This window comes from Bradyrhizobium sp. 31Argb (assembly GCF_043638955.1).
In the GTDB taxonomy this organism is placed as follows: domain Bacteria; phylum Pseudomonadota; class Alphaproteobacteria; order Rhizobiales; family Xanthobacteraceae; genus Bradyrhizobium.
On the sequence record NZ_JBEGDB010000107.1, the window covers coordinates 1 to 24,944 of the forward strand.

General features: G+C 61.9%; 32 protein-coding genes, 2 tRNA genes and 1 pseudogene. 20 read left to right on the forward strand and 15 right to left on the reverse strand.

What is annotated here, in order from left to right:
* Positions 1-151 precede the first annotated feature (151 nt).
* Positions 152-709: a TetR/AcrR family transcriptional regulator gene (locus AAFX91_RS20950; protein WP_394567726.1), complete on the forward strand. Its 558-nt coding sequence runs from the start codon at positions 152-154 to the stop codon at positions 707-709.
* A gap of 26 nt (positions 710-735) precedes the next feature.
* Positions 736-1,236: an Lrp/AsnC family transcriptional regulator gene (locus AAFX91_RS20955; protein ID WP_130583048.1), complete on the forward strand. Its 501-nt coding sequence runs from the start codon at positions 736-738 to the stop codon at positions 1,234-1,236.
* Between the two features lie 204 nt (positions 1,237-1,440).
* Here AAFX91_RS20955 and AAFX91_RS20960 read toward each other — a convergent pair whose 3' ends face one another.
* Positions 1,441-1,749: an ETC complex I subunit gene (locus tag AAFX91_RS20960; protein ID WP_035691450.1), complete on the reverse strand. Its 309-nt coding sequence runs from the start codon at positions 1,747-1,749 to the stop codon at positions 1,441-1,443.
* A 223-nt stretch (positions 1,750-1,972) separates the two neighbouring features.
* Here AAFX91_RS20960 and AAFX91_RS20965 point away from each other — a divergent pair, with 223 nt between their 5' ends.
* Complete coding sequence (locus AAFX91_RS20965; RefSeq protein ID WP_282531582.1) at positions 1,973-3,127, forward strand: OpgC domain-containing protein; 1,155 nt, start codon at positions 1,973-1,975, stop codon at positions 3,125-3,127.
* A gap of 161 nt (positions 3,128-3,288) precedes the next feature.
* Here the strand turns inward: AAFX91_RS20965 and AAFX91_RS20970 are convergent, their stop codons facing one another.
* A complete protein-coding gene (locus tag AAFX91_RS20970; protein WP_130581760.1) occupies positions 3,289-5,100 on the reverse strand; it encodes a carbamoyltransferase C-terminal domain-containing protein in 1,812 nt (603 codons plus the stop codon).
* Between the two features lie 354 nt (positions 5,101-5,454).
* Between AAFX91_RS20970 and AAFX91_RS20975 the strand changes: the two genes are divergently transcribed.
* A complete protein-coding gene (locus tag AAFX91_RS20975) occupies positions 5,455-5,736 on the forward strand; it encodes a hypothetical protein (RefSeq protein ID WP_130581761.1) in 282 nt (93 codons plus the stop codon).
* Between the two features lie 107 nt (positions 5,737-5,843).
* Here the strand turns inward: AAFX91_RS20975 and AAFX91_RS20980 are convergent, their stop codons facing one another.
* Positions 5,844-6,620 carry a cyclase family protein gene (locus AAFX91_RS20980; protein WP_130581762.1) on the reverse strand — a complete coding sequence of 259 codons (777 nt, stop codon included), beginning with the start codon at positions 6,618-6,620 and terminating at the stop codon, positions 5,844-5,846.
* A 227-nt stretch (positions 6,621-6,847) separates the two neighbouring features.
* Between AAFX91_RS20980 and AAFX91_RS20985 the strand changes: the two genes are divergently transcribed.
* The 7 genes from AAFX91_RS20985 (at position 6,848) to AAFX91_RS21015 (ending at position 12,980) form a co-directional block, all read left to right on the forward strand.
* A complete protein-coding gene (locus AAFX91_RS20985; protein ID WP_130581763.1) occupies positions 6,848-7,087 on the forward strand; it encodes a hypothetical protein in 240 nt (79 codons plus the stop codon).
* A gap of 296 nt (positions 7,088-7,383) precedes the next feature.
* Positions 7,384-9,792 carry a phosphoketolase gene (locus AAFX91_RS20990; RefSeq protein WP_130581764.1) on the forward strand — a complete coding sequence of 803 codons (2,409 nt, stop codon included), beginning with the start codon at positions 7,384-7,386 and terminating at the stop codon, positions 9,790-9,792.
* A 31-nt stretch (positions 9,793-9,823) separates the two neighbouring features.
* Complete coding sequence (locus AAFX91_RS20995) at positions 9,824-11,005, forward strand: acetate/propionate family kinase (protein ID WP_130581765.1); 1,182 nt, start codon at positions 9,824-9,826, stop codon at positions 11,003-11,005.
* Positions 11,006-11,180: 175 nt separating this feature from the next.
* Complete coding sequence (locus AAFX91_RS21000) at positions 11,181-11,531, forward strand: hypothetical protein (protein ID WP_130581766.1); 351 nt, start codon at positions 11,181-11,183, stop codon at positions 11,529-11,531.
* Positions 11,532-11,749: 218 nt separating this feature from the next.
* Positions 11,750-11,908, forward strand: coding sequence for a hypothetical protein (locus AAFX91_RS21005; protein ID WP_165421369.1), 159 nt, complete (start codon positions 11,750-11,752; stop codon positions 11,906-11,908).
* A gap of 245 nt (positions 11,909-12,153) precedes the next feature.
* Positions 12,154-12,480: a hypothetical protein gene (locus tag AAFX91_RS21010; protein ID WP_130581767.1), complete on the forward strand. Its 327-nt coding sequence runs from the start codon at positions 12,154-12,156 to the stop codon at positions 12,478-12,480.
* A 38-nt stretch (positions 12,481-12,518) separates the two neighbouring features.
* Positions 12,519-12,980 (forward strand): cupin domain-containing protein, encoded by a 462-nt coding sequence (locus AAFX91_RS21015; protein WP_394567728.1) that lies wholly within the window; start codon positions 12,519-12,521, stop codon positions 12,978-12,980.
* Positions 12,981-13,025: 45 nt separating this feature from the next.
* Here the strand turns inward: AAFX91_RS21015 and AAFX91_RS21020 are convergent, their stop codons facing one another.
* The 6 genes from AAFX91_RS21020 to AAFX91_RS21045 all read right to left on the reverse strand — a co-directional run bounded on the left by AAFX91_RS21020 (position 13,026) and on the right by AAFX91_RS21045 (position 16,730).
* Entirely contained in the window at positions 13,026-13,433 is a 408-nt protein-coding gene (locus AAFX91_RS21020) for a hypothetical protein (protein ID WP_130581769.1), read from the reverse strand.
* 480 nt (positions 13,434-13,913) lie between these two features.
* Positions 13,914-13,990 (reverse strand) — tRNA-Pro (locus AAFX91_RS21025).
* A gap of 161 nt (positions 13,991-14,151) precedes the next feature.
* Positions 14,152-14,634 carry a DUF192 domain-containing protein gene (locus AAFX91_RS21030; protein ID WP_394567729.1) on the reverse strand — a complete coding sequence of 161 codons (483 nt, stop codon included), beginning with the start codon at positions 14,632-14,634 and terminating at the stop codon, positions 14,152-14,154.
* 134 nt (positions 14,635-14,768) lie between these two features.
* Positions 14,769-15,434, reverse strand: a complete 666-nt coding sequence (locus tag AAFX91_RS21035) for a cold-shock protein (RefSeq protein ID WP_130581771.1) — start codon at positions 15,432-15,434, stop codon at positions 14,769-14,771.
* Between the two features lie 196 nt (positions 15,435-15,630).
* Positions 15,631-16,392: a Sir2 family NAD-dependent protein deacetylase gene (locus AAFX91_RS21040; protein WP_130581772.1), complete on the reverse strand. Its 762-nt coding sequence runs from the start codon at positions 16,390-16,392 to the stop codon at positions 15,631-15,633.
* A gap of 92 nt (positions 16,393-16,484) precedes the next feature.
* Positions 16,485-16,730 (reverse strand): hypothetical protein, encoded by a 246-nt coding sequence (locus tag AAFX91_RS21045; protein ID WP_394567730.1) that lies wholly within the window; start codon positions 16,728-16,730, stop codon positions 16,485-16,487.
* Between the two features lie 176 nt (positions 16,731-16,906).
* Between AAFX91_RS21045 and AAFX91_RS21050 the strand changes: the two genes are divergently transcribed.
* Entirely contained in the window at positions 16,907-17,104 is a 198-nt protein-coding gene (locus AAFX91_RS21050) for a hypothetical protein (protein WP_282531592.1), read from the forward strand.
* A 57-nt stretch (positions 17,105-17,161) separates the two neighbouring features.
* Here the strand turns inward: AAFX91_RS21050 and AAFX91_RS21055 are convergent, their stop codons facing one another.
* Together AAFX91_RS21055 and AAFX91_RS21060 are read right to left on the reverse strand one after the other, a co-directional pair.
* Complete coding sequence (locus AAFX91_RS21055) at positions 17,162-17,536, reverse strand: hypothetical protein (RefSeq protein WP_282531593.1); 375 nt, start codon at positions 17,534-17,536, stop codon at positions 17,162-17,164.
* Between the two features lie 418 nt (positions 17,537-17,954).
* Positions 17,955-18,143, reverse strand: coding sequence for a hypothetical protein (locus AAFX91_RS21060; protein WP_130583996.1), 189 nt, complete (start codon positions 18,141-18,143; stop codon positions 17,955-17,957).
* A 361-nt stretch (positions 18,144-18,504) separates the two neighbouring features.
* Between AAFX91_RS21060 and AAFX91_RS21065 the strand changes: the two genes are divergently transcribed.
* Positions 18,505-18,669 (forward strand): hypothetical protein, encoded by a 165-nt coding sequence (locus AAFX91_RS21065; RefSeq protein WP_165421548.1) that lies wholly within the window; start codon positions 18,505-18,507, stop codon positions 18,667-18,669.
* Between the two features lie 53 nt (positions 18,670-18,722).
* Here AAFX91_RS21065 and AAFX91_RS21070 read toward each other — a convergent pair whose 3' ends face one another.
* A complete protein-coding gene (locus AAFX91_RS21070; protein WP_130583995.1) occupies positions 18,723-18,935 on the reverse strand; it encodes a hypothetical protein in 213 nt (70 codons plus the stop codon).
* 553 nt (positions 18,936-19,488) lie between these two features.
* The gene (locus AAFX91_RS21075; protein ID WP_130583994.1) at positions 19,489-19,698 is read right to left on the reverse strand and encodes a hypothetical protein; all 210 of its coding nucleotides are present in this window, start codon (positions 19,696-19,698) and stop codon (positions 19,489-19,491) included.
* A 205-nt stretch (positions 19,699-19,903) separates the two neighbouring features.
* Between AAFX91_RS21075 and AAFX91_RS21080 the strand changes: the two genes are divergently transcribed.
* On the forward strand, positions 19,904-20,356 hold the full coding sequence (locus AAFX91_RS21080; RefSeq protein ID WP_130583993.1) for a VOC family protein: 453 nt from the start codon (positions 19,904-19,906) through the stop codon (positions 20,354-20,356).
* Positions 20,357-20,719: 363 nt separating this feature from the next.
* On the forward strand, positions 20,720-21,376 hold the full coding sequence (locus AAFX91_RS21085; protein ID WP_394567731.1) for a glutathione S-transferase family protein: 657 nt from the start codon (positions 20,720-20,722) through the stop codon (positions 21,374-21,376).
* 67 nt (positions 21,377-21,443) lie between these two features.
* Here the strand turns inward: AAFX91_RS21085 and AAFX91_RS21090 are convergent, their stop codons facing one another.
* A complete protein-coding gene (locus AAFX91_RS21090; RefSeq protein ID WP_394567732.1) occupies positions 21,444-21,689 on the reverse strand; it encodes a hypothetical protein in 246 nt (81 codons plus the stop codon).
* Positions 21,690-21,724: 35 nt separating this feature from the next.
* Positions 21,725-21,982 carry a PilZ domain-containing protein gene (locus AAFX91_RS21095; RefSeq protein ID WP_130580598.1) on the reverse strand — a complete coding sequence of 86 codons (258 nt, stop codon included), beginning with the start codon at positions 21,980-21,982 and terminating at the stop codon, positions 21,725-21,727.
* Between the two features lie 226 nt (positions 21,983-22,208).
* Between AAFX91_RS21095 and AAFX91_RS21100 the strand changes: the two genes are divergently transcribed.
* The 5 genes and pseudogenes from AAFX91_RS21100 (at position 22,209) to AAFX91_RS21120 (ending at position 24,384) form a co-directional block, all read left to right on the forward strand.
* Positions 22,209-22,283: transfer RNA gene (locus tag AAFX91_RS21100), tRNA-Glu, on the forward strand.
* A gap of 289 nt (positions 22,284-22,572) precedes the next feature.
* Positions 22,573-22,985: pseudogene (locus tag AAFX91_RS21105) on the forward strand (hypothetical protein).
* Positions 22,986-22,994: 9 nt separating this feature from the next.
* Entirely contained in the window at positions 22,995-23,657 is a 663-nt protein-coding gene (locus AAFX91_RS21110) for an SOS response-associated peptidase (protein WP_130580599.1), read from the forward strand.
* On the forward strand, positions 23,654-23,878 hold the full coding sequence (locus AAFX91_RS21115; RefSeq protein ID WP_130580600.1) for a hypothetical protein: 225 nt from the start codon (positions 23,654-23,656) through the stop codon (positions 23,876-23,878). Before AAFX91_RS21110 ends, AAFX91_RS21115 begins: the two co-directional genes overlap by 4 nt.
* Positions 23,879-24,093: 215 nt before the next feature.
* Positions 24,094-24,384 carry a hypothetical protein gene (locus AAFX91_RS21120; protein ID WP_130580601.1) on the forward strand — a complete coding sequence of 97 codons (291 nt, stop codon included), beginning with the start codon at positions 24,094-24,096 and terminating at the stop codon, positions 24,382-24,384.
* Positions 24,385-24,944 lie beyond the last annotated feature (560 nt).

The window sequence follows — 24,944 nt, forward strand, 5'->3', positions numbered from 1 at the left end:
GATAGAAAGGGATCAGGAGCGGTCAGTTTCCAACTAACAAACCGGTTCAAGCGGTCCCGCTCCGCGGGTCCATTTCACACACGGCCCAACGACGCTGGAGGCGATCCGGAAAGCCGGAACGCGCCTGATCTTCGAGCATGGCTATGAGGCCATGAGCCTGCGTCAGCTCGCCGCCGAGGTCGGCATCCAGGCGGGATCGCTCTACAACCACATCAGCACCAAGCAGGAATTGCTGTTCGACCTGGTGCAGCACCATATCAACGAACTGCTGCGTCAGCTCGATCTTGCGCTTGACGGCAAGACTGGCGCGGTGGAAAAACTCCGCGCCTTCGTCGCCTTCCACGTCAGCTATCACATGACGCGCAAGCGTGAGGTCTACATCGCCAATTCCGAGCTGCGCAGCCTGGAGCCGAAGAATTACGCTGCGGTCATCGCCTTGCGCGAGGCCTATGAGCGGCGCCTTGCCGACATCCTCGAAGAAGGCGTTGCGCAGGGCGTCTTCGACCTGGTGGACGTCCAGGTCGCGACCTTTGCGATCCTGGCGATGTTGACCGGGCCCTGCACCTGGTATCGGCCGGGCGGCCGGCTCTCGAAGGAAGCCATCATCGCCACCCATGAAAAGCTGGTGCTGTCGGGCATTGCGCCGCAGGCAGCCGCTCCCCCTGCCCGCTCTCCCCGCAAGGCCACCCGGCGCGTCGCCGCCGAATGACTCGCTCGTCAACGCACGAGGCATCCATGACAGAGCTCGACGAGATCGACCGGAAGATTTTGTCCGAGCTGCAGCGGGACGGCCGGCTGCGCTACAACGATTTGGCGCAACGGGTCGGCATCTCCGCGCCGGCCTGCCTGCGCCGCGTCCGCGCGCTGCGTAGCCGCGGCGTCATCAGGGACGTCCGCGCGAGCCTTGACGAGCGGACGCTCGGCTATGAGGTGGTGTCCTTTGTCTTGATTCAGTTGACCAGCCAGAACCAGGTTACGCTGGAGGCGTTCGAGGCATCGATCGCCCACCTGCCGCTGGTGCAGCAGTGCTGGCGCATTTCGGGCGAAGCGGACTTCCTGCTCAAATGCGTGGCAACCGGTGTGCAGGGCATGCACCAGCAGCTCCTGCAATTCTCTGTTATGGCCGAGGTGCGCACCATCAGGAGCTTTCCAGTGCTCGGCGTCTCCAAGGACGCACCGCTGCCGCTCCCCGACATTCCGACGCCGGCCGATCCGGCAGGGTCGCGCGACCGGTGACCGCGCCCTGGGCCGAGGCTGTCTGGGCTCCTTCCCCCTGAAAGGCCCTGAAAGGGGGAAGGCTGGGATGGGGGTCAGCCCCGGGCACCGGTGCCAATGGAGAGAGAATCCCCACCCGGTTTGCGCGTGTCACGCGCAAACCGACCTCCCCTTTTCAAGGGGAGGTGAAATGCAGCCAGAGCCCGCAGGACCCTGTTGCGGGCTTCAGTGCGTCCAGGGCTCGCCGCGCCGGAACGAGAAATTGTCGGCATAGGCGATCTGCCGGTGGAGGGATTCCTTCGGCTCGAGCACCTGGTAGGGGATGCCCTTGCGTTCGCAATAGGCGATCGCCTCTTCCTTGGTCTGGAAGCGCAGCGTGAGCTGCTGCTTCATGTCGCCGGACGAGGTCCAGCCCATCAGGGGCTCGACCATCCGCGGCTGTTCCGGCTCGTAGTCGAGCTGCCATTCCCTGGTCTTGGCACGCCCCGATTGCATCGCGTTTTTGGCGGGCTTAAAAATGCGTGCTGTCGTCATGGATCGTCGAACCTTCGGGGATTGTGCGACATGGAGCGTGTGGAGGGAACGCCCGGGATAGTATAAAAACACCTTTCACGGATGTGATGGGTGATTCCTGAACCCGGATGTTACCTTTCCGTCCGGTATAGCCATTCTACCGCGCTGTGACAATCTGGCCGCGGATGGGCTCGAGTGCCTCGCGGCGCGGCCTTCTCGAAAGCATCACTTCGAAGCGGGACCCATGAAAATCAACGCCACCCTGCCCGAAAAGGGACGCGACCTCCGGCTCGACCTGTTTCGTGGGGTCGCGAACTGGGCAATCTATCTCGATCATATCCCCGACAATGTGGTGAATTGGATCACCACGCGGAACTACGGCTTCAGCGACGCCGCCGACCTCTTCGTCTTCATTTCCGGCTATACCGCCTCCTTCGTCTATGCCCGGATGATGCTGGAGCGCGGCTTCGTCGTCGGCGCGACCCGGCTGACCAAGCGCGTTTGGCAGCTCTACGTCGCCCATATCATCCTGTTCGTGATCTACATCGCCGCAATCAGCTACCTGGCGTTGCGCTTCGGCGATTCCAACCTCATCAACGAGTTCAACGTCGCCGGCCTCGTCGATAACGCGACCGAGACCCTGCGCCAGGGCCTGTTCCTCAAATTCAAGCCGGTCAACCTCGACGTGCTGCCGCTCTACATCGTGCTGATGGGCCTGTTCCCGCCAGTGCTCTGGTTCATGCTGCGGCAACCGAACCTGACCATGCTCGCCTCGATCGCGCTGTGGCTGGTATCGCGCCAGGTGGGTTGGAACCTGCCGGCCTATCCGGCCGGCGTCTGGTATTTCAACCCGTTCTGCTGGCAGGTTCTGTTCGTGTTCGGCGCCTGGTGCGCGCTCGGCGGCGCGCGCAAGAATGCCGACATCATCAACTCGCCCTATACGCTCTGGTTCTGCATCGCCTATATGATCTTCGCGCTGATCATGACCATGGCCGGCCGCTTCCCGGATTTCGGCGCCATGTTCCCGGACTGGCTCTATTCGGCCTTCAACCCGAACGACAAGACCAACCTTGCGCCCTACCGCTTCATCCACTTCGCGGTCATCGTCATCCTCGTGATCCGCTTCATCCCGAAGGACTGGTCGGCGCTGGAGTGGAAGGTGTTCGATCCGCTGATCGTCTGCGGCCAGCAGTCGCTCGCGGTGTTCTGCGTCGGCGTGTTCCTGTCCTTTGTCGGGCATTTCGAGCTGTCGATGAGCTCGGGCTCACTGCTCGCGCAGATCTTCGTCAGCGTCACCGGCATCGCGATCATGACGATCGTGGCCTACTACATCTCCTGGTCGAAACGGCAGGACAAGCCGCTGCCGAAAACGCCGCCGACGCCGGCGAAGGCAACGTAGCGCCATCCTCTCCCTCTCCCCGTTCTCCACGGGAAGAGGGTTGGGGTGAGGGGCCGCTTCCGCGAACACGGTAGCAGATGGATTCGCGGAGACTCCCCCTCACCCGGATTCAAGCTGCGCTTGAATTCCGACCTCTCCCCGCAAGCGGGGCGAGGTAGATCTCAGGACGGCGGCGGGGCGGTCGAGGCGACGATGCCAGCGACATCGCCATAAGTCCTGACCAGCGGCGCGACGACCTTGTGCATCCGGCCCTTCGACACGATGGTGTCGTGCAGGATCAGATTGTCGACCCCGGTGGCGAGGAAGCAGTTCACGGCATCCTCCGGCGTCTCGATGATCGGCTCGCCCTTGACGTTGAAGGAGGTGTTGATCAGCACCGGCACCCCCGTCAGCGCCTCGAACTCCTTCAAGAGCCGGTAGAGCCTGGGGTTGGTCGCCTCGCGCACGGTCTGCACGCGCGCCGTGCCGTCGACATGGACGATCGCCGGAATCTTGTCGCGCCACTCGGGACGGACGGGCTTGGCGATCAGCATGAACGGCGAATCCTCCTCGCCTTCGAAGATCTCCGTCATCCGCTCGGCCAGCACGAGCGGCGCAAACGGGCGGAACGCCTGCCGGTGTTTGACGCGGCTGTTGAGGATGTCCTTCATGTCAGCCCGGCGCGGATCGGCGATCAGACTCCGGTTGCCGAGCGCACGCGGCCCGAACTCGGACGGCCCCTGGAACCAGCCGATCACGCGCTGGTCGGCCAGCAGCTTGGCGGTGTCGCGGCAGATATCGTCGCTGCGCCTGATGTCCACCTGCACGCGCACCAAAAACTTCTGCAGCGCGGCCGCGACCTCCGCCTCGCTATAGGGCCTGCCGACGTAAGCGTGCTCCATTACGAAGTTGCGCCGCTGCTTCAGGATCTCGAGCCAGCCGTAATAGGCGCAGCCGATCGCGGTGCCGTCGTCGCCGGCCGCGGGCTGGATCCACACATTTTCAAAACCGGCTTCCCGCGCAATCCGTCCGTTGGCCACGCAATTCAGTGCGACGCCGCCGGCGATACAAAGGTTCTTCGCGCCCGTGGTCTCGCGCAGCCAGCGCGCGCGGGCGAGCAGCACGTTCTCGGTGTCGTCCTGCACGCGCCAGGCGATGTCCTCCCAGTGACGCATCGCCGGGTTCTTCTCCCAACTGCCGCTGTCGAGCAGATAGGGTTCGTGGAATTCGCTCGTCCAGGGCGGCACATACAACTTGCCGTCGTTCATATCGAGGAGATGCTTGACCTGCTCGCGGCGGCCATAGGGCGCAAGGCCCATCAGTTCGCCGCACTTGTTCCAGTCGCCGAACACGTAGGACGAGACGCGGCTGTAGAGCGCGCCGAGGCCCGGCATGTTGTAGAATTCGTCGCTGAGCATGCCGCGCGAAGGCTCCATGAAGACCTTCTTCAGGCATTCCAGCTTCTCGCCCGCGAAGTGGTAGTAGCTTTCGGATTCGCGCGCCAGCGGCGACGCCGCATCAGCATTCGGATATGTCTCCATGACGTCGGACTGATAGTTGCCGACGCCGTCGACCACCATCACCGCGCCCTCATCGAACGGCGACACCGCAAATGCGCTGTAGGCATGCGCCAGATGGTGGGAGACCGATCGCACCTTGCCCGAGGTCGAACGAAACAGCGGATGTTTGGACGCCTCCTGCCGCTCGGGATACGGAAGAAAGCCGGCCATGTCCTGATAGATCAGACGCTCTTCCAGCTCCGGCACCGGCAGGATGTAGCAATTGCTGACGACCAGATCGACGTCATCGAGCGTGATGCCCTCGGCCTTGAGGCAATAGTCGATCGCCTCCTTGTGGAATCCGGATGCGTGCTTCTCGCGCGTGATCCGCTCCTTGGCGATCGCAAAGGCGATCGCTCCGTCGCGCAACAGGCAGGCGCTGACGTCATGATCGTAGGTGTTGAGGCCGAGGACATAGGTGTGCTGCTTGGGCATGGGGACTCGTCAGGCGGGAATCATCGCGTGGCTTAGAAGCGCGATCGTGTCGACATCAAGTTCTCTGCGGGATTTTGTCGAAATCTTTTTCGTCTTGGTTCGGTAGCACACAAATCACTGGGTACGACGAAGATGAACAAGATGAACGATGGATGAACAGCAGGACAAACGATGCATTTCTGCAAGCGGGACCATAACTTGACCTTACCCGACCCGCCCAATAGAGTTTTTGCGAAGCGCAAGAACGTTCGACAAAATTTTGTCTTAGTGCATCTGAACTAGTGGCTGTCTCAAACGTCTAAGCAAGACAGTTCGGATTGTTTGGACGTATGGAAGTGACCGGGAGATTACTGAATGGTTAAACGCTACAATTTCCTGACGCGCTGCCTTGCCGCGGTGGCATTGCTGTTCGTCTATGTCGCCAGCACGTCGGCGATTCTGGTCGGTGCGACCACCTCGTCGGCGCAGGCGCAGTGGCGCGGGCGCGGCGGAGGTTATCGTGGCGGATATCGAGGCGGCGGATGGGGTTATCGCGGCGGCGGCTATCGCCGTGGCTGGTATCCCCGTGGTGGCTACGGCTACTATGGCGGGCCACGCTGCTGGTGGACCCCGCGCGGCGTTCGCGTCTGCAGGTAGCAGCGTTAGTCCGACGTTACCCGCACTGGATCGAAGGAAAAAATCAGGTGCGTCGGAAACGGCGCACCTGATTTTCTTTTGACAAGAGCTCTCCAGGCCAACGGGCTTCAGCTATCGAGGATCGCGACCGCCCGCGTCCAGCCGGCCGAAGCGCGCTCGATCTTTACCGGGAAGCACGACACCATGAAGCCGGTCGAGGGCAACAGTTCGAGATTGTGCAGCTTCTCGAGGTGGCAATAGCCGATGTGGCGGCCGGCCTTGTGCCCTTCCCAGATCAGGCTGGCGTCCCTGGTCTCGGCATACTTCTTCGCAGTGTAGACGAACGGCGCATCCCAGCTCCAGCCGTCGGTGCCGGTCAGCCGCACGCCGCGCTCCAACAGATACATCGTCGCCTCATAGCCCATGCCGCAGCCCGAGACGACGTAATCCTGCCGACCGAATTTCGCGCCGGCGCTGGTATTGACGACGACGATCTCGAGCGGCTGCAGCGTATGGTCGATCCGCTTGAGCTCCTCCTCGACGTCTTTGGCGGTCGCGACATAGCCGTCCGGCAGATGCCGGAAGTCCAGCTTGACGGCGGGCTGGAAGCACCATTCCAGCGGCACCTCGTCGATGGTCCAGGAGCGCTCGCCGCGATTCATCGTGGGATGGAAGTGCCAGGGCGCATCCAGATGCGTGCCATTATGGGTGGAGAGATTGACCTGCTCGACCGCCCAGCCCTGCCCGTCCGGCAGCTCTTCCGCTCGTAACCCCTGGAAGAATTCCAGCATGCGCGGCAGGCCCTGCTGGTGATCGATATACTGGATGGTCGGGTGGTTGCCCGGCGGATCGGCCGGCACGTCGTTCTGCAGGGGAACGGAGATGTCGATCAGTTTGCGTGCCATGGGGGCTCCTCGGTTTCTAGTGAGCAGTGAGTAGGGTGGGCAAAGCGACTTCTTGCACCGTCATTCAATCAAACACCGGCGGAAGCGTGCCCACCATCAACACTCCGCTCGTGATGGTGGGCACGCTTCGCTTTGCCCACCCTACGGCATTTACCAATGGTTAGCTTTACCGAAGCCGCCACAGGAACGTCATCGACCAGCCTTCATTGACGTGCACAGGAGTGCGGATGAAGAACGAGTTCGACACAATCGACCAGACGCTGGACGAAATGCTGGTGAACCTGGGCGCCATCGTGCTCAAGCTCGCCTCGGTGTCGAAGACCGCGGCGGAGCGGCGGGCGCTGGCCCAATCCGTACATCAGTACACGGTCTGCGCCGAGCGATCGAGCGATCCCCGAGTCCAGCGCCTGCGGGTGGAACTCGAGGCGACACTCCAGCCTCCGCTGAAACTGGTCTCCAGCCGGTAGCGCCGGCCGCACCGTACCGTTTGGCCGCACGCCCCCTGGTCAAAAGCGCGGCATCGCAGTTTCGTCAAACGCCGCCGCTATAATCTCACATTTCCTGCGCCGGAACGGCGCTGATCCGCGCCCGTTGTCATCGGACAGATGGCGCAGCAAGCGCATGCTCGAATGGCGCCGGGATCGAGGATGGCTTGGATGCGGTTGACCTGGGTCAACACCCGCACCGCTCGGGAATGGACAGTGGCGCGTCCGGCAAAGCCGTCACGATTGGCAATCGTCGCCAAGAAACAACGAGGCGTTCAATGCAAGATGTAAGCAGCACGTCCGCCGTTCTCGATAGCGCCGAACTCGATCTGCTTGATCGGTACTGGCGCGCCGCCAACTACCTCTCGGTCGGCCAGATCTATCTGCTCGACAATCCCCTGCTCCGCGAGCCGCTTCGCAAGGAACATATCAAGCCGCGCCTGCTCGGCCATTGGGGCACGACGCCCGGTTTGAATTTCGTCTATGCCCATCTCAATCGTGTGATCAAACACCGCGACCTCAACGTCATCTATATCTGCGGCCCCGGTCATGGCGGGCCCGGCATGGTGGCCAATACCTATCTCGAAGGCATCTACACCGAGATCTATCCAGATATCACGCGGGACGCCGACGGGCTGCGCAAGCTGTTTCGGCAGTTCTCCTTTCCCGGCGGCATCCCAAGCCATGCTGCACCGGAGACACCGGGCTCGATCCATGAAGGCGGCGAACTCGGCTATGCGCTCGCCCATGCCTATGGCGCGGCATTCGACAATCCCGATCTCCTGGTTGCCTGCGTCATCGGCGACGGCGAAGCCGAGACCGGCCCGCTCGCCGCCTCCTGGCATTCGAACAAGTTTCTCAACCCCGCGCGCGACGGCGCGGTGCTCCCGATCCTGCATCTGAACGGCTACAAGATCGCCAACCCGACCGTGCTCGGACGGATGAGCGACGAGGAAATCCGCCACCTGTTCCTGGGCTTTGGCCATGAGCCGATGTTCGTCGAGGGCGACGATCCCACGACGATGCACCGGCAGATGGCAGCCACCCTGGATGCGGCAACGGATCGTATTCGCGCCATCCAGCAGGCCGCGCGAGGCGCATCACCATCGCCGGAGCGGCCGCGATGGCCGATGATCGTGTTGCGCAGTCCAAAGGGCTGGACCGGCCCCAAGGAAGTCGACGGCCTCAAGGTGGAGGGATTTTGGCGCGCGCACCAGGTGCCGGTTGCCGAAGTCCGCAGCAATCCAAGCCATCTCGCGATATTGGAGCAATGGCTGCGCGGCTACCAGCCGGAAACGCTGTTCGACGAGCAAGGCAGGCTCGTTCCGGAGCTGCAAAAACTGGCGCCGGCAGGCGCGCGTCGGATGGGCGCCAATCCGCATGCCAATGGCGGGCTGTTGAAGCGTGAGCTGGAGCTGCCCGACTATCGCGACTTCGCCATCGAGGTCGCCACGCCCGGCGGCGTGATGAATGAAGCGACGCGCACGATGGGCAAATTCCTGCGTGACGTCATGAGGCGCAACGAGAGCACCCGCAACTTCCGCATCATGGGCCCTGACGAGACCGCCTCCAACCGGCTCGATGCCGTGTTCGAAGCGACCGATCGCGTCTGGATGGAGGAGATCGAGTCCTACGACGTCCATTTGTCCCGGGACGGCCGGGTGATGGAGGTCTTGAGCGAGCATCTTTGCCAGGGATGGCTCGAGGGTTATCTGCTCACTGGGCGACATGGATTGTTCTCCTGCTATGAGGCGTTCATCCACATCGTCGATTCCATGTTCAACCAGCACGCCAAATGGCTGAAGGTCTCCCGCGGCCTGCCCTGGCGGCGCCCGATCGCCTCGCTGAACTACCTGCTCACCTCACATGTCTGGCGGCAGGATCACAACGGCTTCAGCCACCAGGATCCGGGCTTCGTCGATCTCGTTGCCAACAAGAAGGCGGACGTCGTCCGCGTCTATTTCCCGCCGGATGCCAACTCGCTGCTGTGGATCACCGACCACTGCCTGCGCACCTACGACCGCATCAACGTCATCGTGGCCGGCAAGCAGCCCGCGCCGCAATGGCTGACAATCAAGGAGGCCGCGGTTCATTGCGAGGCCGGGATCGGCGCGTGGTCATGGGCCGGAACGGAAACACCCGGCAGCGACGTCGACGTGGTGATGGCCTGCGCCGGCGACGTGCCGACGCTGGAGACGCTCGCCGCCGTCGACATGCTCCGGAAGCAGATCCCCAAGCTCAAGATCAGGGTCGTCAACGTCGTCGACCTCATGGCCCTGCAACCGCGCGAACAGCATCCGCATGGACTGACCGACCGCGAGTTCGACACCCTGTTCACCCGCGACAAGCCGGTGATCTTCGCCTATCACGGCTATCCCTATCTGATCCACCGCCTCACCTATGCGCGCACCAACCACTCCGGCATTCATGTGCGCGGCTTCAAGGAAGAGGGAACGACGACGACGCCGTTCGACATGGTCGTGCTCAACGAGCTCGATCGCTTCCATCTGGCGATCGAGGTCATCAACCGCGTGCCGGGACTTGCGGCGTCAGCGGCCGCCGTCAAGCAGCATTGCCTCGATCGCCTGATCGAGCACGGCAAATATGTCCGCGCGCACGGCGAGGACATGCCCGATATCCGCGACTGGTCCTGGCCATATGGCACGGCCGCGAACGCCGGCGATTAATGCCCAATCACAAGCGTTGAGGCTGAAGAAGATGCCGAACGCCCTCCTCGTCCTCAACGCAGGATCGTCCTCGATCAAGCTGGCTCTGTTTGCGAGCGGCGGCTCAGGCGATCCCGCGCTGCTGTGCAAGGGCATGCTCGACCATCATCAGCATCAGCCGCGGATGGTCGTGAAGGACCTGCAGGGCAACGTGCTGTTCGAGCGGCACGCCGCGGCGGAAGCGGACGACGAGAGCTTCTTCTCGGATCTGTTGCACTGGATCGACGAATTCCTCACCGGTGGAACTCTCGTCGCGGTCGGCCACCGTGTCGTCCATGGCGGCCTGAAGTTCTTCGAACCGGTGAAGGTGACGCCGGCCATTCTCCAGGTGCTGCGCGAGCTCACGCCGCTCGCGCCATTGCATCAGCCAGCCAGCCTCGCGCCGATCGAGGCGATGCAGAAGCTGCGGCCGGACCTGCCGCAGGTCGCCTGCTTCGATACCGCCTTCCACCATAGCATCGCGCCGCCCATGAGCCGCTTTGCGCTGCCGCGGCATTTCGAACAGGAGGGCGTGCGCCGCTACGGCTTTCACGGGCTGTCCTACGAGTTCATCGCCCGCCGCTTGCGCGAGATCGCGCCGGATCTGGCTCTGGGACGGATCGTGACGGCCCATCTCGGCAGCGGCGCCAGCCTGTGCGCGATGCGCAACGGGCGCAGCATCGACACCACGATGAGCTTCACCACGCTGGACGGGCTGATGATGAGCACGCGCTGCGGCGCGATCGATCCCGGCCTGCCGCTCTACCTGCAACAGCAGCGCGGGCTTTCGGCCGACGAGATCGAGCACGTACTGTATTACGAATCCGGATTGCTCGGCGTGTCCGGGATCAGCGCCGACGTGCGCGTGCTCACCAACAGCAACGATCCCCGTGCCGCCGAGGCACTCGAACTGTTCGCCTTCCGCGCGGGCGCGGCGATCGCCGCGATGGTCCACAGCCTGGGCGGCCTGGACGCGATCGTCTTCACCGCCGGGATCGGCGAGAACAGCCCCGAGGTGCGGAAGCAGATCTGCACCGGCCTTGGCTGGCTCGGCGTGGAGATCGATGACCCCGCCAACAGCGCCAATGAACTCTGGATCGGCGCAAAGACAGCGCGTGTCGCAACCCTGGTGGTCCCCACCGATGAGGAAGCGGCCATCGCCGCCCACAGCCAGGCCTTGATTACAAATCGTTGAGAATAATGAACGGGATCGCCGTCACTCGCGCAGCCGCGATCCGGCAGCAAGCTTCGCGCCAAAGGATTTGATGGGCGGGACCGCATTGCGCGGGACCGCAATGCCTACATCCTGTTTGTGCTGGCGCCGGCCCAACGGACGGCCCCAGCCGTCTCGCGAAGACAGGAGTCTCGCCATGAAGAAACTATCCCTCCTCTGCCTCGCCCTCGCCGTCGGCCTTTCGACCACCGCAGCATTCGCACGCGGCGGCGGAGGCGGCATGGGGCACGGTATGGGAGCCATGGGAATGCACGGAGGCATGCCCATGAGCAGCGGCCTACCCACGAGCGGCGGCCTGCCGGTGACCGGCGGCGCTTTTGGAACCAACCCCGCCACGCCAGGCACCAACTCGCTCGGAACCGCGCTTTCCTCGTCGGGCATTGCCAACGGTCCCCAGAAGGGTCCGCTGCTTGGCACCGATCCCTCGCTCGATCCCGAAGAGGCCAAGGTCGAGAAGATGATCGGATCGATCTGCCGCGGATGCTGAAGCGCCGCGGAACGCTGCGATCGTCCTGAACCAGACGGCCGGCTCCGGTTTCGCCCGCCGCACGGACGTTAAGGTTGATCGGTTAGGTTAAGATCAGGCTTGTCTTGAGCACGGTGGCCGCGATGGTAAAGCGAGCTCACCGCGCCAGATCCCGGGCCTATGACCCAACCGGGCTAAATCGAGCTTTCTTTCCGAAAGCCAGGATCGCAGGTGACATCATGTGGAACGGCCGCAAGAACGCAATCATCGGGCTCAGCGCGCTGTTCGCATTCGTCCTGCTCGAATTGTGCGCGGCAATCGCTGCGATCGGTGCAGTGCTCGAATTGGCCATCGGCATCGACGTGCCAATTCTGCCGTTCCTCACGTCAAACGACTAAGGTACCTGCGCGCTCGCCTGAAGGGAGTGCGCTGCACCCTCGGAGCTTCGCCGCCACCAGCATGCAGGGGCAAGCGCCCATCCGAAAAATTCCAGCGGCCTTACGGTGGCGATATCATCGGGACCGATGATTTGACGTGCGATTTGGCAACCACAACCGTTGCTCGCAAACCCAGGCGCCACCTACTATGCTCCGACGCTGCAAGCCCCGCCGCGATTCCTAAATTCTTTTCTTTGGAGCCATGAATGTTCAGAACGTCCTTGATAATTCTGTCAGCCCTCGCCTCGATGATTGCTTCTGCGGCCGCCCAGCCTGCCTCCCTCACCTGCAGCGGCTCCCTGTTCGATCCAACTGGATCCGCGCCCTCGGCAAAAACCGTGACGCTTGCCCTCGGTCCGCCGGTTTCGATCGATACCGGGAATGGTCCGCAGCGCGCTTCGGTCGTCAGCAACAACAGGATTCAACTCAGATTCAGAACCAAGGACTTCACGGGTGAGTATTTCCACTACACCAGTGATCTTTTCCTGATCTACCGATCAGGACATCTCGCGCGGTTGATGTGTCAGCGTTGAGCAAGGAGCGTGGCCCCGGGTGTCATTGAAAGGACCTCATGCCCAGGATCGATATCGCCGCCGTGCCGAAACGCAAGGGCTCCGGCTACCCGCCGCCATTCGACGCCCCCTCTGCCGAACGCATGCGGCAGCGGTTGGGCAACGCCGGCGGCCTCACCGACTTCGGGGTCAATCTCATGCACCTGCCGCCGGGCAACTGGTCGAGCCAGCGCCACTGGCATTCGGCCGAAGACGAATTCGTCTATGTGCTCGAAGGCGAACTGACGCTGATTGAAGATGGCGGCGAGACGGTGCTGCGCGCAGGCGATGGCGCGGCGTTTCCGAAAGGCTCCGGCAACGGCCATCACCTCGTCAACAAATCCGACGCGATGGCGGTTTATCTCGAAGTCGGCTCGCGCTCACCAGCCGACGTCACCATCTGCTCGGACGTCGACATGATGAGCTCCAACGCCGACGGCCGGTTCGTGCACAAGGATGGCACGCCCTATCCCGAGCGGTAGAGTGCAATCGGGGTGGCCCCACCCCATAGCAATTTCAGAGTTTCGCTAGTCTCGTGCAGGGATCAGGCTTTGATCATCACACGGGAAAGACCAATGGCTCGCCCCAAATCCGCCGCTCACTTTCTTGAATGAAGCTATTGAGTTACCGAAGCCTCTCACAATTTGGAGACGTAGCGGACCGGCAAAATTGAATCCACCGGCAACATCTGAAAATTCGCCGTCAATTATGTCGCCACGTAGCGTGCCTCGAAAAACGTTGGCAAAATTCCGCTCTTTACTCTGTCCAAACCACCAAACAGTATTTCCGCGTTGCGCGACAAAGTAGGTACCTGTGTCGTTCCCCTTCCAGGTTCCCTTCATAGTCCTCGGCCCTGTGCACGATGCATGTGCGTCTACTGAGACCGACAACGTCAGGATAAATCCAACAATAGCAATGCTGATATCCGAGCGCATTTTTTGCTTCCTACCTATTGACGCAGCAGTCGTTCGTATTCGACGTCGTAAGAGTAAGCCGCCTCCTCCGCGTGGATCGTCACCGATTCCGTGCGCACTACAGAACGAACGAAGTTGTTTCATAGGTTGGGCAGTGGCGCATCGGACGTTCGTCCGACGTACAGACGCTTGCGACTGTGCAGCGCATCCACGACGCAACCGCCTCCTCCCATAGCCCTGTACGAAGACATGGAGCGCGCTCGCCAGATCGCGTGTCATGGAAGCCCCTCGACCAGCTCTCTCTCCTGCTGACGCCGAGATTGTCGCCAAGGCAATCGTCGAGGGCATTCCGCGTGGGCGCAGGCACGGATGGGAGATGGGGCAGCAAATGCCCCCGAAGCATAAGCTTCTCAGCGGTGACCGATATACCCCCGACAGCCGACAGCACGTCAGCGACCGGGACGCGACAGGCCTCTCAAATACCTGATTTCACTAATCTTTTGGTCGGGGCAGCTGGATTCGAACCAACGACCTGCAGTACCCAAAACTGCCGCGCTACCAGGCTGCGCTATACCCCGAGCAATCCGCCGGCGATGTCGATACACGGTTAAACGGGCGCCAGCAAGGCGCTCGCGGGGGCGCCGGATGATGATCCGATCAGGCTGGCCGGATCATCATCCGCTCCTTAGTGGAGCATGATCTTTTCGGAAAACCGGTGCCCACTTTTCCGGATCATGCTCTATTTGCCGTTGAACAGCGGGTGGGCCACCCGGTCGCCGGGCTGGATGCCGTATTTCTGCGCCGTGCCCGCAACCACCTCCAGGACGCCCTTGGCGAGTCCGCCGGAGGAGATGATCTTGGTCGACAACGGCTCGGTATTCTCCGCGATCCGCAGGATGCGGCCGTCGGCGCGGATGAAGATCATGTCCAGCGAGACATAGGTGTTCTTCATCCACATCGACACCTGCTGCTCCGGTGAGAAGTCGAACAGCATGCCTTTGCCGTCGGGCAGCTCCTTCCGGTACATCAGCCCCGTCGTCTTCTCCTCCTCGGTCGTCGCGAGCTCCACGGAGAAGACGTGCACTCCGTTCTTGGTGACGATCTCGAGCGGCTGGACCGTCGCAGCCTTTGCGGCCGGGCCCGCGATCACACCAAGCAGGAGGACGAACGACGCAAACAGGCCAACGAGCAGGCGATGCCCGGCGACACGATCGAAAATCATGGCAACAGCACTCACGGCAAGATCAAACCGCCGGGAACCTAACCCGGCGACGGCGGCAATGACCAGAGGGCAAAGACCTACCGCGCGCCACCCGGCTCACGTTTCCGTCAGAGCATGATCGGGAAAAATGAAAATCAGTGCGACGACAGCGCCGACGGGCCGGTCTCCGGGTGGATCTCCGCGGCCATCATGCCCTTGGAGCCGGGCCCGAACCGCACCAGCACATATTGGCCGGGGCGCAGTTCGGTCATGCCGAAGCGGCGCAGCGTTTCCATGTGCACGAAGATGTCGGGCGTCCCTTCACCGCAGGTCAGGAAGCCGAAGCCGCGCAGCCGGTTGAACCACTTGACCTGCGCCCGCTCCAACCCGCTGGTCGGGGTGACCGTGACATGGGTCCTGGGCGGCAGCATCTGCGCCGGATGGATCGCCGTCGTTTCATCCATCGAGAGGATGCGGAACGCCTGATAGCCCTTCGCGCGCTGCACGCATTCAACCACTACGCGAGCGCCCTCGTAGGCCGTCTGGTAGCCGTCGCGCCTGAGCACGGTGACGTGCAGAAGCACGTCTGGCGAGCCATTGTCGGGGACGACGAAGCCGTAGCCTTTCGAGGCATCGAACCATTTGATGACGCCGGAAATCTCGACGAGGTTGGCGGCGGCATCGCCCAGGCCGGAGAATGCATCCGCGGCTGGATCGCGCGGTGCTCTCTCCGAGTATTCACCCGGCGCAAGCCTACCCTGCCCGGCGCCACCCGATGGCGGAGCGCCGAGCTTCTTGGACTCAAATCCGTCCGACCCCATGACCCCGGACCCCGCACATCATCTGCAACCCGTCTCTCTGCGACGGTACCTACCGGTGCGTTGTTGCACGACCGCTCATGAACAACGCACGCGAATCTCGAATCAAAAGATAACACTCCCGCTTGCGTCGCATAGACAAAAAACGAATCCAGCGGGAACTATGAACAGGCTTGCACAATCGCGAATCAATTGAGCATCAATTGCCTACAAACGGCCCAAGGGTCTCGCCGATGTCGTGGCGGATCACGAGATCCGCAATATCGTCCTGCTCGGTCGGCTCGTTGTTGATGATCACAAGCTTGGCACCGCAGTTCTTGGCCATCATCGGAAATCCCGCCGCGGGCCACACCACCAGCGAAGATCCGATCGCAAGAAACAGATCGCAGTGCTGCGCAAGTTCCGTCGCCCGTCGCATCGCATCCTCCGGCATCGCCTGGCCGAACGAGATGGTTGCGGTCTTGATGGGATCGCCGCAGTCGGTGCAATCGGGCGCACTGCCGTTCTCGTCAAAGCGCTGCTTGACCCACATCAATTCGTACGCCCTGCCGCAACCGATGCAGCGCGCATAGGTTGTGTTGCCATGCAACTCGACCACATGATCCGATTTGAAGCCGCTCATCTGATGCAGATTGTCGATGTTCTGGGTGACGATCGACGGAATCTTCCCCGCGCGATAGAGCGAGGCGAGCGCGCGATGTCCGCGCCCGGGCTTCGCCGCCGCAAAGGTCGGCTCCATCGCAAAGCGCCGACGCCACGCTTCATCGCGCGCGTCGGCACTTGCAACGAATTCGTCGAAGGGAATTGGCCGGTTGCGCGTCCACAGCCCGCCGGGCGAGCGGAAGTCGGGAATCCCGCTCTCGGTTGAAATGCCGGCACCGGTGAAGGGAACGATGGTGGAGGCCTCGGCGATGAAATTGCCGAGGGCCTCGACGCCACTGCGCAGATCTTTTGCAATCACGTGAGAAACCCGAGTTGACCGCGCGCACTATAGCACGGCCAACTGGAGCGAGGGATCGCACCTGTCATGCGGCTCTCACGCCGCCGTGTTTGTCACGCCGCTTTGGCGACCGGCTCCTTCGCCTCATTCGGCTCCTTCACCTCGTCGCTCTTCTTCGCCTTCGCGATCGGCGCGGCATCGGCCTTCTTCACCGGCTTGCCGTATTGCGCAAGCTTCTCCAATTCCGCTTCGAGTTCGGCGCGGCGCGCCGCGACCTTTTCAAACAGCTTGTCGGTCGCGTGCTCGCGCAAGCTTGCGAGTTCTTCGATGCTCAGTGAATCCAGATCGATCTTTGCCATGAATTGGCCTCCCCAGTTTCCCTTTTTGGCTAGCGGGGCCGCGGAGAAGCGACAAGCAGCGTACGCGCCTTATCCACCGCCTTCGCTGCTCATCATCTCACCACAATCCTGCACCGGCTCCTCCCCATTGGGGAGGCGAATTCGGCCGGATGACATTACGATTACAGGGATGGGCCATGATCGAAGCCATGACCGAAGACGCCATGACCGAGAAGGAAGAGCGGCTCGCACGTGAACGCGAAGAGATCGCCGCTCGCATCGCCAACTTCAAGGCGACCCAGCAAAAGTTCGAACGCGAGCGTCAGGAGTATTACGCCAACACGCTCGGCAGCGCTTGGCACGGCTACCAGCGGGAGCCAGTTGAGACCGATTAGGTATTCGCACCATCGGCCGAGTCAAAAAGCCCGGGGCGCGTCGCCCCGGGCTTTCTGTTACCAATAAGAGCCCCAGTAGGCGCGCCGATAATAGGGGCCGCCCCCGTAGGCGTAAGGATCACCGCCGTAGTAGCGTCGATACCCGTAGCCGCCATAATAGGCCGGGTAGCCGCCGTAGTAGCCCGGGCCGTAAGCGTAGCCCGGGTAGCCGCCGTAATAGCCGCCGTAGCCGTAGCCCGGACCGTAGTAGTAGGGACTCGACGCTGCAGCGGCGCCCGCAATCAGCGCGCCCGCGGCCAACCCGAATGCCAGGCCCGGACCCGCGCCCCGCCAGCCCCAACCGCCGCCGCGCCAGTACGCCTCCGCCGGCGTGCTCATCGCGGTCGCGCCGACAGTGGCGACCATAGCCAAAACTGCGAGTGTCTTTTTCATCCTCGCCTCCTCACGGATTCATCCGCGGCTCCAACGCAGAAATTCCCGATTGGTTGCATCGGGAACCCGCAGGCATGTTGCCACAAAGGGCCGCCTTTGCAGCGCTTGGACGGGGCCCCTCTCCCTTCGAGCTATGCAACCCGGCCGGGCCACCCATGGATTGGGCGCAGGAACAAACCACGACCTCCGCGCGTATGGTGGTGCAGAAGGGGTATGGCCATGCCGGTCTGGCTGGAAATTCTGATCAACATCATCGGCTATGGCGGGTTCATCGCCATCGCGATGTATCATCGCTCCTCCAGCGAGAAAATGCCGGGACAGGATCCGCGCTAGGATTCTTGTTTTTAACGCGTTTCGTCGCGCGAACCGGTGCCTACCCTCGGATCAAGTCCGAGGGCATGCTTCGCTCGAAAACGCTCTAATTCGCCTTGTGCGGTTCGCCCGCGGTGCGCACCAGGCGGTCGGCCTTCACCAGCACGCGTCCATTGTCCACCTGCGGCCGCAGCGAAAAGCTGATGGCGACGAAGGCAAGACAAAACAATAGCCCCACCACCATCACGCGCCGGTGAGTTCGCCTGTCTGCATTGTGAAACGAAGGGATCATCATGGCTCGGGTTCCGCAACTGATCCCTATGCGCAACCTCCGGTAATCGCAACGCGATCCTGCCCTTAACCTAACTGAATAGCGTTATCGGCTGCGTCGAAAGGGATCGTTAGGAGACGGAGCCGCGCAGGCACCATCTGGATACCTTCCGTCCCCAGGTTATCCGCAGCAAATCCACAGGCCGCCGGATCGGCCTTTACCAAGCGATTTCGTGATCTTGCTGCGCAGCGATCCACATCCGCCCCCACCCTGCTCGCGATCGGAGTTCCCGGACGTTCGGGACAACCGAATTCATCCGCATTAACCGCACCTCTTTAGAAAGCGTAAACGCGGACATGAGAATTTTGGGCAGGAGGTTGCCGTCATGGTCATCTACCCCGTCCCTGCCGCAGTGACGCAGGCGAAGGTTCAACTCGTCATCGACGAGACTGCCAAAGCGCCGCCGCACCAGATCAATGCCGACGTGCAGAACGTCATCGACGCCCAGGCCCAGGCCGAACGCGAGGCGCTGCTGGACCGCAAGGCGTGACACCGAGCGCCGCCGCGTTCTCCTGGCGTGAATGCCGAATGGCGCGCTCGCGCTCAGTCGTTGGATTTCGGCCCGCCATGATAGCGGTGGGCGTCGGCATCGCTCATTTGCGGTGCCACCTGCTGATCGAACGCGTTGAACGCATCGTACGCCCGCTGATCGACCGCCGTTTCCTGCCGCGGGATTGAGGCGCCTGAACGCGCGAACGCCTGTCCGGAAGCTGCGGCCAGTGCCACGACCGCCGTGGCCAGAATGATGCTTCTCATGAATCTACTCCTCGCTGAATGCGTCGCCTCGATCCCGACGTGCGCTCGGCGGCATAGGAATGCGATGCAGGCTCAAACGCTTGTGTAAAAAGGTGAGATCAGAACATCAGGCCATTGCGGCATGCCGCGCGCGGCCTTGACCACCCGTGACAGCGCTTCGCGGGAACGCTTTTGATCGTCACGAATTGAATGAGCATCAGGAAGTGCCGGTAGGAACACTCCCCCTGCCGCCTACCGGCTAAGAAGCCCCGCGATGCCCCCGTCGCGGGGTTTTCTTTTGAACCTATTTGCACGCCGACAGACATAGTGGAACTGGGGATTTCAGGGCCCAGTATTTCGCGGCAGCGTCGCCTGGAGAATATACTCCTCTAGGCGGCGCTGTTGCTTTTTGAAAATTCAACCTTAAGTTAACGACTGAAGCTGGCGGCTCGCGCCCTGAATCCCCAGACCGTCAGCCCGAAAGCCCCGTGCCCCCACGCGCGGGGTTTTCTTTTTCTGACCAGCCACGCGACAAACGCGATGCGTTTGCGCGGAGGTAATTCACCGGCGCCGCTCACGACAGCGTGGCAACGATCGTCTGCACTTGGTCAGACGCTGACGCGACGAGGCCATCGAAGGACGTTTGGCCGTGGGCTGCCGCCTTCAGAATACGTTCGGCCACCGCCGCCTTGACGCCGAACACGGATTGATCGGCGGGAATTTTCGACATGACCGCCTCCAACGCGGCCCGCATGGTCTCGATGAGTTCAGGACTGTATGGCATCGCGTCCTCCCGCGCGGCAACATAATCGGAGCGCTGTTGCCTGCCACTCACAAGCCCGAGACTCACGACCATGTGTCGTTGCGAGGTTTTGATGACGTCGGCCGAGGTCGTGAGAGGGCTGCCCCCTCATACAATTTGCTGCTATTTTCTGCCCCGTCGTGCCGGAACGGGCGGAAATTCTCACAAGTCTGAGAGGGACAAGAAAATGCGTTATCTCCACACCATGCTGCGCGTGCGCAATCTCGACACCGCGATGAAATTCTACCAGGACGCGCTGGGGCTGAAGGAAGTGCGCCGGATCGACAACGAGAAGGGTCGCTTCACGCTGGTGTTCCTGTGCGCGCCCGAAGATGTCGACCAGTTGAAGAAGCTGCCGAGCACGCGTGGCGCGCCGCTGGTCGAGCTCACCTACAACTGGGACGAGGAGAAATACGGCGAGGATCGCCATTTCGGCCATCTAGCCTATGAGGTCGACGACATCTACGCGACCTGCGATCGGCTGATGAAGCTCGGCATCACCATCAACCGCCCGCCGCGCGACGGCAACATGGCGTTCGTGCGCTCGCCGGATCTGCACTCGATCGAGCTGCTGCAGAAGGGCGATCCGAAGCCGCCGGCCGAGCCGTGGCTGTCGATGCCGAACACCGGCCACTGGTAGGCCTCGCGCAGCGCGCACAGCATGAGCGCCGCGATCCATAACGGAACGAGCCGATGGATCGCGCGTTTCCTCACCGATACGATATGGAGGAGGAAACGATGGCAAGAGGACTCTTGCTGTGGCTGCTCGGCGTGCCTATCCCGGTGATCATCCTGTTGTGGCTGTTCTTCGGACATTAGAGCTTGACGCGTTTTCTTTACGCGAACCGGTATCCACTTCGCTCGAAAACGCTCTGATCACACGCAACCTACGCAGCCCGTGACAACAAAATCAGGTGCCGCTCAGCGGGCCTGATTTTTTGTTGGTGCGGGATGATCGAGATCGCGCTTTCTGCTATTCCGCCGTCAACGCAAGCAGCAAGGGATGGGAGAGAGACGCGTGGCGGAAAAATATCAACTCACGGTTTGGGGCCGGGCCAACTCGGTCAACGTGAAGAAAGTGCTGTGGTGCCTCAGCGAGCTCGAGCTGCCCTATCACCGCATCGATGCCGGCATGGAGTTCGGCAAGAACGACCAGCCCGACTATCTCGCAATGAACCCCAACGGCCGCGTGCCGACGCTGGTCGACGGCAGCTACACGCTGTGGGAATCCAATTCGATCATGCGCTATCTCTGCCTCGCCTATGGTGAGGGCTCACCGATCTATCCGGCCGCGCCACGCCAGCGCGCCGGCGTCGACCGCTGGCTGGACTGGACGCTGTCGACGCTGCAGCCGGTCGACCGTCCGGTGTTCTGGGCGCTGGTGCGCACGCCGCCGGAGAAGCGCGACATGGCCGCGATCCAGAAGGATGCCGATGCCGAAGCTGAGGTGTGGCGGATCGCCGATGCGCAGTTGGCGAGTCGGCGCTTCATCGAAGGCGACGGGTTCACCATCGCCGACATCGCGATCGGCGCCTTTGCGCGGCGCTGGTTCGGCGTCGAGGGCATCACCAAGCCGAGGCTGTCGAATCTCGAGCGCTGGTTTGCCGAGATTTCCACGCGCCCGGGCTTCGTCCAATTCCTGGCGCCGCCGATGTCGTGAAGCTATAGAGCGTTTTCGAGCGAAGTGGGCACCGGTTCGCGTGAAGAAAACGCGTCAAAATAAGAATCTAGCGGCCGCCGATCGAGACGCCGCCGCCAACGTCGATGCCGCCGCCGATCTTGATGCAGGTGTCGGAGCCTTCGATCTTGACGAAGCCCGCACCGTACTCTGCGCACGCATTGGGCCGCGCGACTCTCTTCAGCGGGAGCGACTTTGCTGAAGCCGTTGCTTTGCCGGATTTGGTTCGATGAGGCTGCTCCGCGAGCGCGATTGCCGGCAGCAGCGCGAGGATGAGGACCAGCGTCTTTCGCATCCGGCCTTCTATCGCGCGAAGGCGGGAACTGCTAGCTAGCTCACGAACTTGACGCCCAGGGTCCTGCCGCGACGCCACACCACCTCGCAAGGCCGTCCAGTGCGCGTGTCGCGCGACAACGCCAGACGCAATTTTCCAGGCAGCGTGTTGGGATCGTCGATCGTGATTTTGGCGCCGGTGGACGACATGTCCTGCACCACGCAGGGCCGCGCGGCGAATCCGCCCTCCAGCGTGATCCAGCCGGGCTGATGCATCGATTTGCGCGCGTCGCGCTTCTTGCTGCTGAACGCCATGCGGGACGCCTACGGCATCAGGCTTTACAAAGCGTTGCGAGACCCCCGCGGTTTTTCGGGTATCGGGCCCCGCGCGAAGCCGTCGGGGGATGGCTGCAAAAAGCGCCATCCTGCGGCTTGCCCCCCCACCCAATCACCACTATACGTTCGCTCCGTCGCCGCCAGTAACCGTCGGCGGCCGATCTGGCATATCCCGCGGCTAACGCATTGATCTGCCGATTGTTTTGCTCCCTTCGTCTATCGGTCAGGACGCCACCCTTTCACGGTGGAGAGAGCGGTTCGATTCCGCTAGGGAGCGCCATAGCGCTCCGACGCAAAAAATAGCGCCGCTAGATCAATCGCTTAGAAGATACCCAGAAAATGTGTTGGACAGTTTGTTGGACAGTCTAATCGGGCTTTTGTTCTGCAGCTGTTCACCGGCCTAGTGTGGGCTCAATGACTGCCGCCGGCTTCATTTGTCAGCCGCTTTCCGGGAGCCGGCGCCGGCACAATGCGCAAGAGCGGCGGCACCGGTCCTTAGTCGTTTCCGAGCGACGCACCGCAAGCCCTAGCGGCTTGCCGCGGTGTCCCACACGACGCATTTTCAGGTCATGGGCACCAAGTCACGCGAGAGTATCTTTGGCGCGTCCGTACGCGCCGCTGCCGAGCAGGCGGCTGAAGCTCGGAAGGCCGCCGATCGGCTCGCCTGCCAAGCCTGGAACAAGCGCATGCTAGCGTTTCAGGGACCGGCGCAGCCCGCGCTCGGCGACGCGCTCAATGCCGGCTACACCTATCTTGAGGTGAAGTGCCTCGGCTGCGAAACGCACTAGACTAGACGGTCGCGCTCGACATCGTGCGCCGGCCGAAGTCGACGCCGATCCACGAGCTCGAGCGCTATATGCGCTGCAAGCTGTGCTCGGAGCAGCGCGGCTGTTCCTATAAGCGCAGCCACCTCGTCGCCCTGCGGCCCACGAAGATTTCCGCGCAAGATCCGCCATCGACGTGGTGGCCGGGCGAACGCTAAGGACCCCTGATGTGCAATCTCTATTCGATCTCGACCAACCAGGAAGCGATCCGTGCGCTGTTCCGCGTCGTCAACCGCTATGTCGGCAACCTGCCGCCGATGCCCGGTGTGTTTCCTGACTATCCGGCGCCAGTGGTGCGCAACGCTGCGGAGGGCCGCGAAATGGTGCTGATGCGCTGGGGCATGCCGCCACCGCCGCGCAACGGTGGCCCGCCTGTGACGAATATCCGCAACACCAGTTCGCCGCACTGGCGCGGCTGGCTGAAGCCGGAGAACCGTTGCCTGGTCCCCTTCAACAGCTTCGCTGAATACGCGCCGGAGCCGAACGCCGCGACGAATAAGAAGGACGTGGTCTGGTTCGCGCTGAACGAAGACAGACCACTCACGGCCTTTGCCGGCATCTGGACCGAGTTCAAGGGCGACCGCGGCACCAAGTCGAAGCCGGTCCCCGGCCCTCACCTTGTCTACGGTTTCCTGACCACCGAGCCGAACGTTGTCGTCGCGCCGATCCATCCGAAGGCAATGCCGGTCATCTTGACGACGGACGAGGAGCGCGACGTTTGGCTGCGCGCGCCCTGGGACGAAGCGAAGGCGCTGCAACGGCCACTGTCCGACGATGCCTTGAAGATCGTCATGCGCGGCCCCGACAAGGAAGATAAGTTAGCCGCATGAAATACGCCGAAAGCCGCCCCTACGCCGACACGGAAAAGGCCGCCCGCCGCATCATGGAGCTGGCGCACGCCGTGGAGCCCGTCCAGGACGGGCGCATCTACGTCGAAAAAATCAACTACCCGTTCATCTTCCAAGACAACGGCTCGCCGGCCGAGTACGGCGCTGGACGAGAACTGGCGATCGAGCGCGGCTGGCTTTGGATGCACGAGAGCGGCACCTAGGTGAAGATCACGCCGGAAGGCGCCGAGCTGTTTGCTTGACTAGCATCAATTCATCAATTCGCTGATGTGGCTGGCCGGTGACATGGCCACCGACGTGCTTCACCGCGCATTAGAGGAATGAAGCAGTCGCTAGAGCGTACTTCTGGGATGGGCGAAGATTCCGCAAGCGGGGTGATAAATCTCGTAACACCGGAAAATTTCGTGGGAGACCATCCATGGCTGACGAACCGCTCACGGTAGACCCAGGCAATATTCCAGAAGCGCTTTGCATAGGAAAAATCAATCTGGCGTCGGGGCCTGGGCCGCTCATGACACTCACATTTACAAACGTTCGCCCAAAGGCGGGTCCGCTATTCGATTCGGATCGGATTGAGCATGAAAACGTCGTTCGTGCTCGCATTGTGATGACGTTGGACAATTTGATTGCATTGCGCGATCTATTGAACAGTTCGATACGGCAAACGCCAGCTCCTTGCGCCAGCAGCAGGGCCGCCAAGGTCCATTAGCGGCGCGCTCGGTATGCTGCCTTGCGAAGCGGCGACGATTTCAGCGTCGGCAACGAATTTTCGAAGCGAAAGCAAATCCGACATCTTTTGTGCCAGCACATCGGTATCTGACGCGAGTTGCTCGCAAAGCTCTTTGGCACTGCGTGTTGAAGCGCGCATACCAGCCGCCCTCCTTCTTTGGAAAGGAAGTAACCTGATATGACCGTGAAAGTTCGGTAATTAATTTTTTAATATATCATTTAATTTCACATTAAATGTCGATCGGCAATAGAGGAGAAGGCAATGAAGGTCGGTTTTGGCATAGCCGCCGCGATTTTGGCCCTCGCTCTGACGACAATCACCCCGCCTGCGCAAGCCTGCAATGACAGGGGAAATTGCGAGAACGCGCCCGGTCAGAACAAAAACGTCAGCGGAGCCCCCGGGCCGATCGCTGGTGCAGGTCTTCCGATCCTTGCCATTGGCTACGGCGTCTACTGGCTGATCTGTTCGCCGTCGAGACCTTTGAGACAAATTGAAGGATTTTGCGGAGGGAGGATTTCTGGTTCATCGTAGCCACCAGG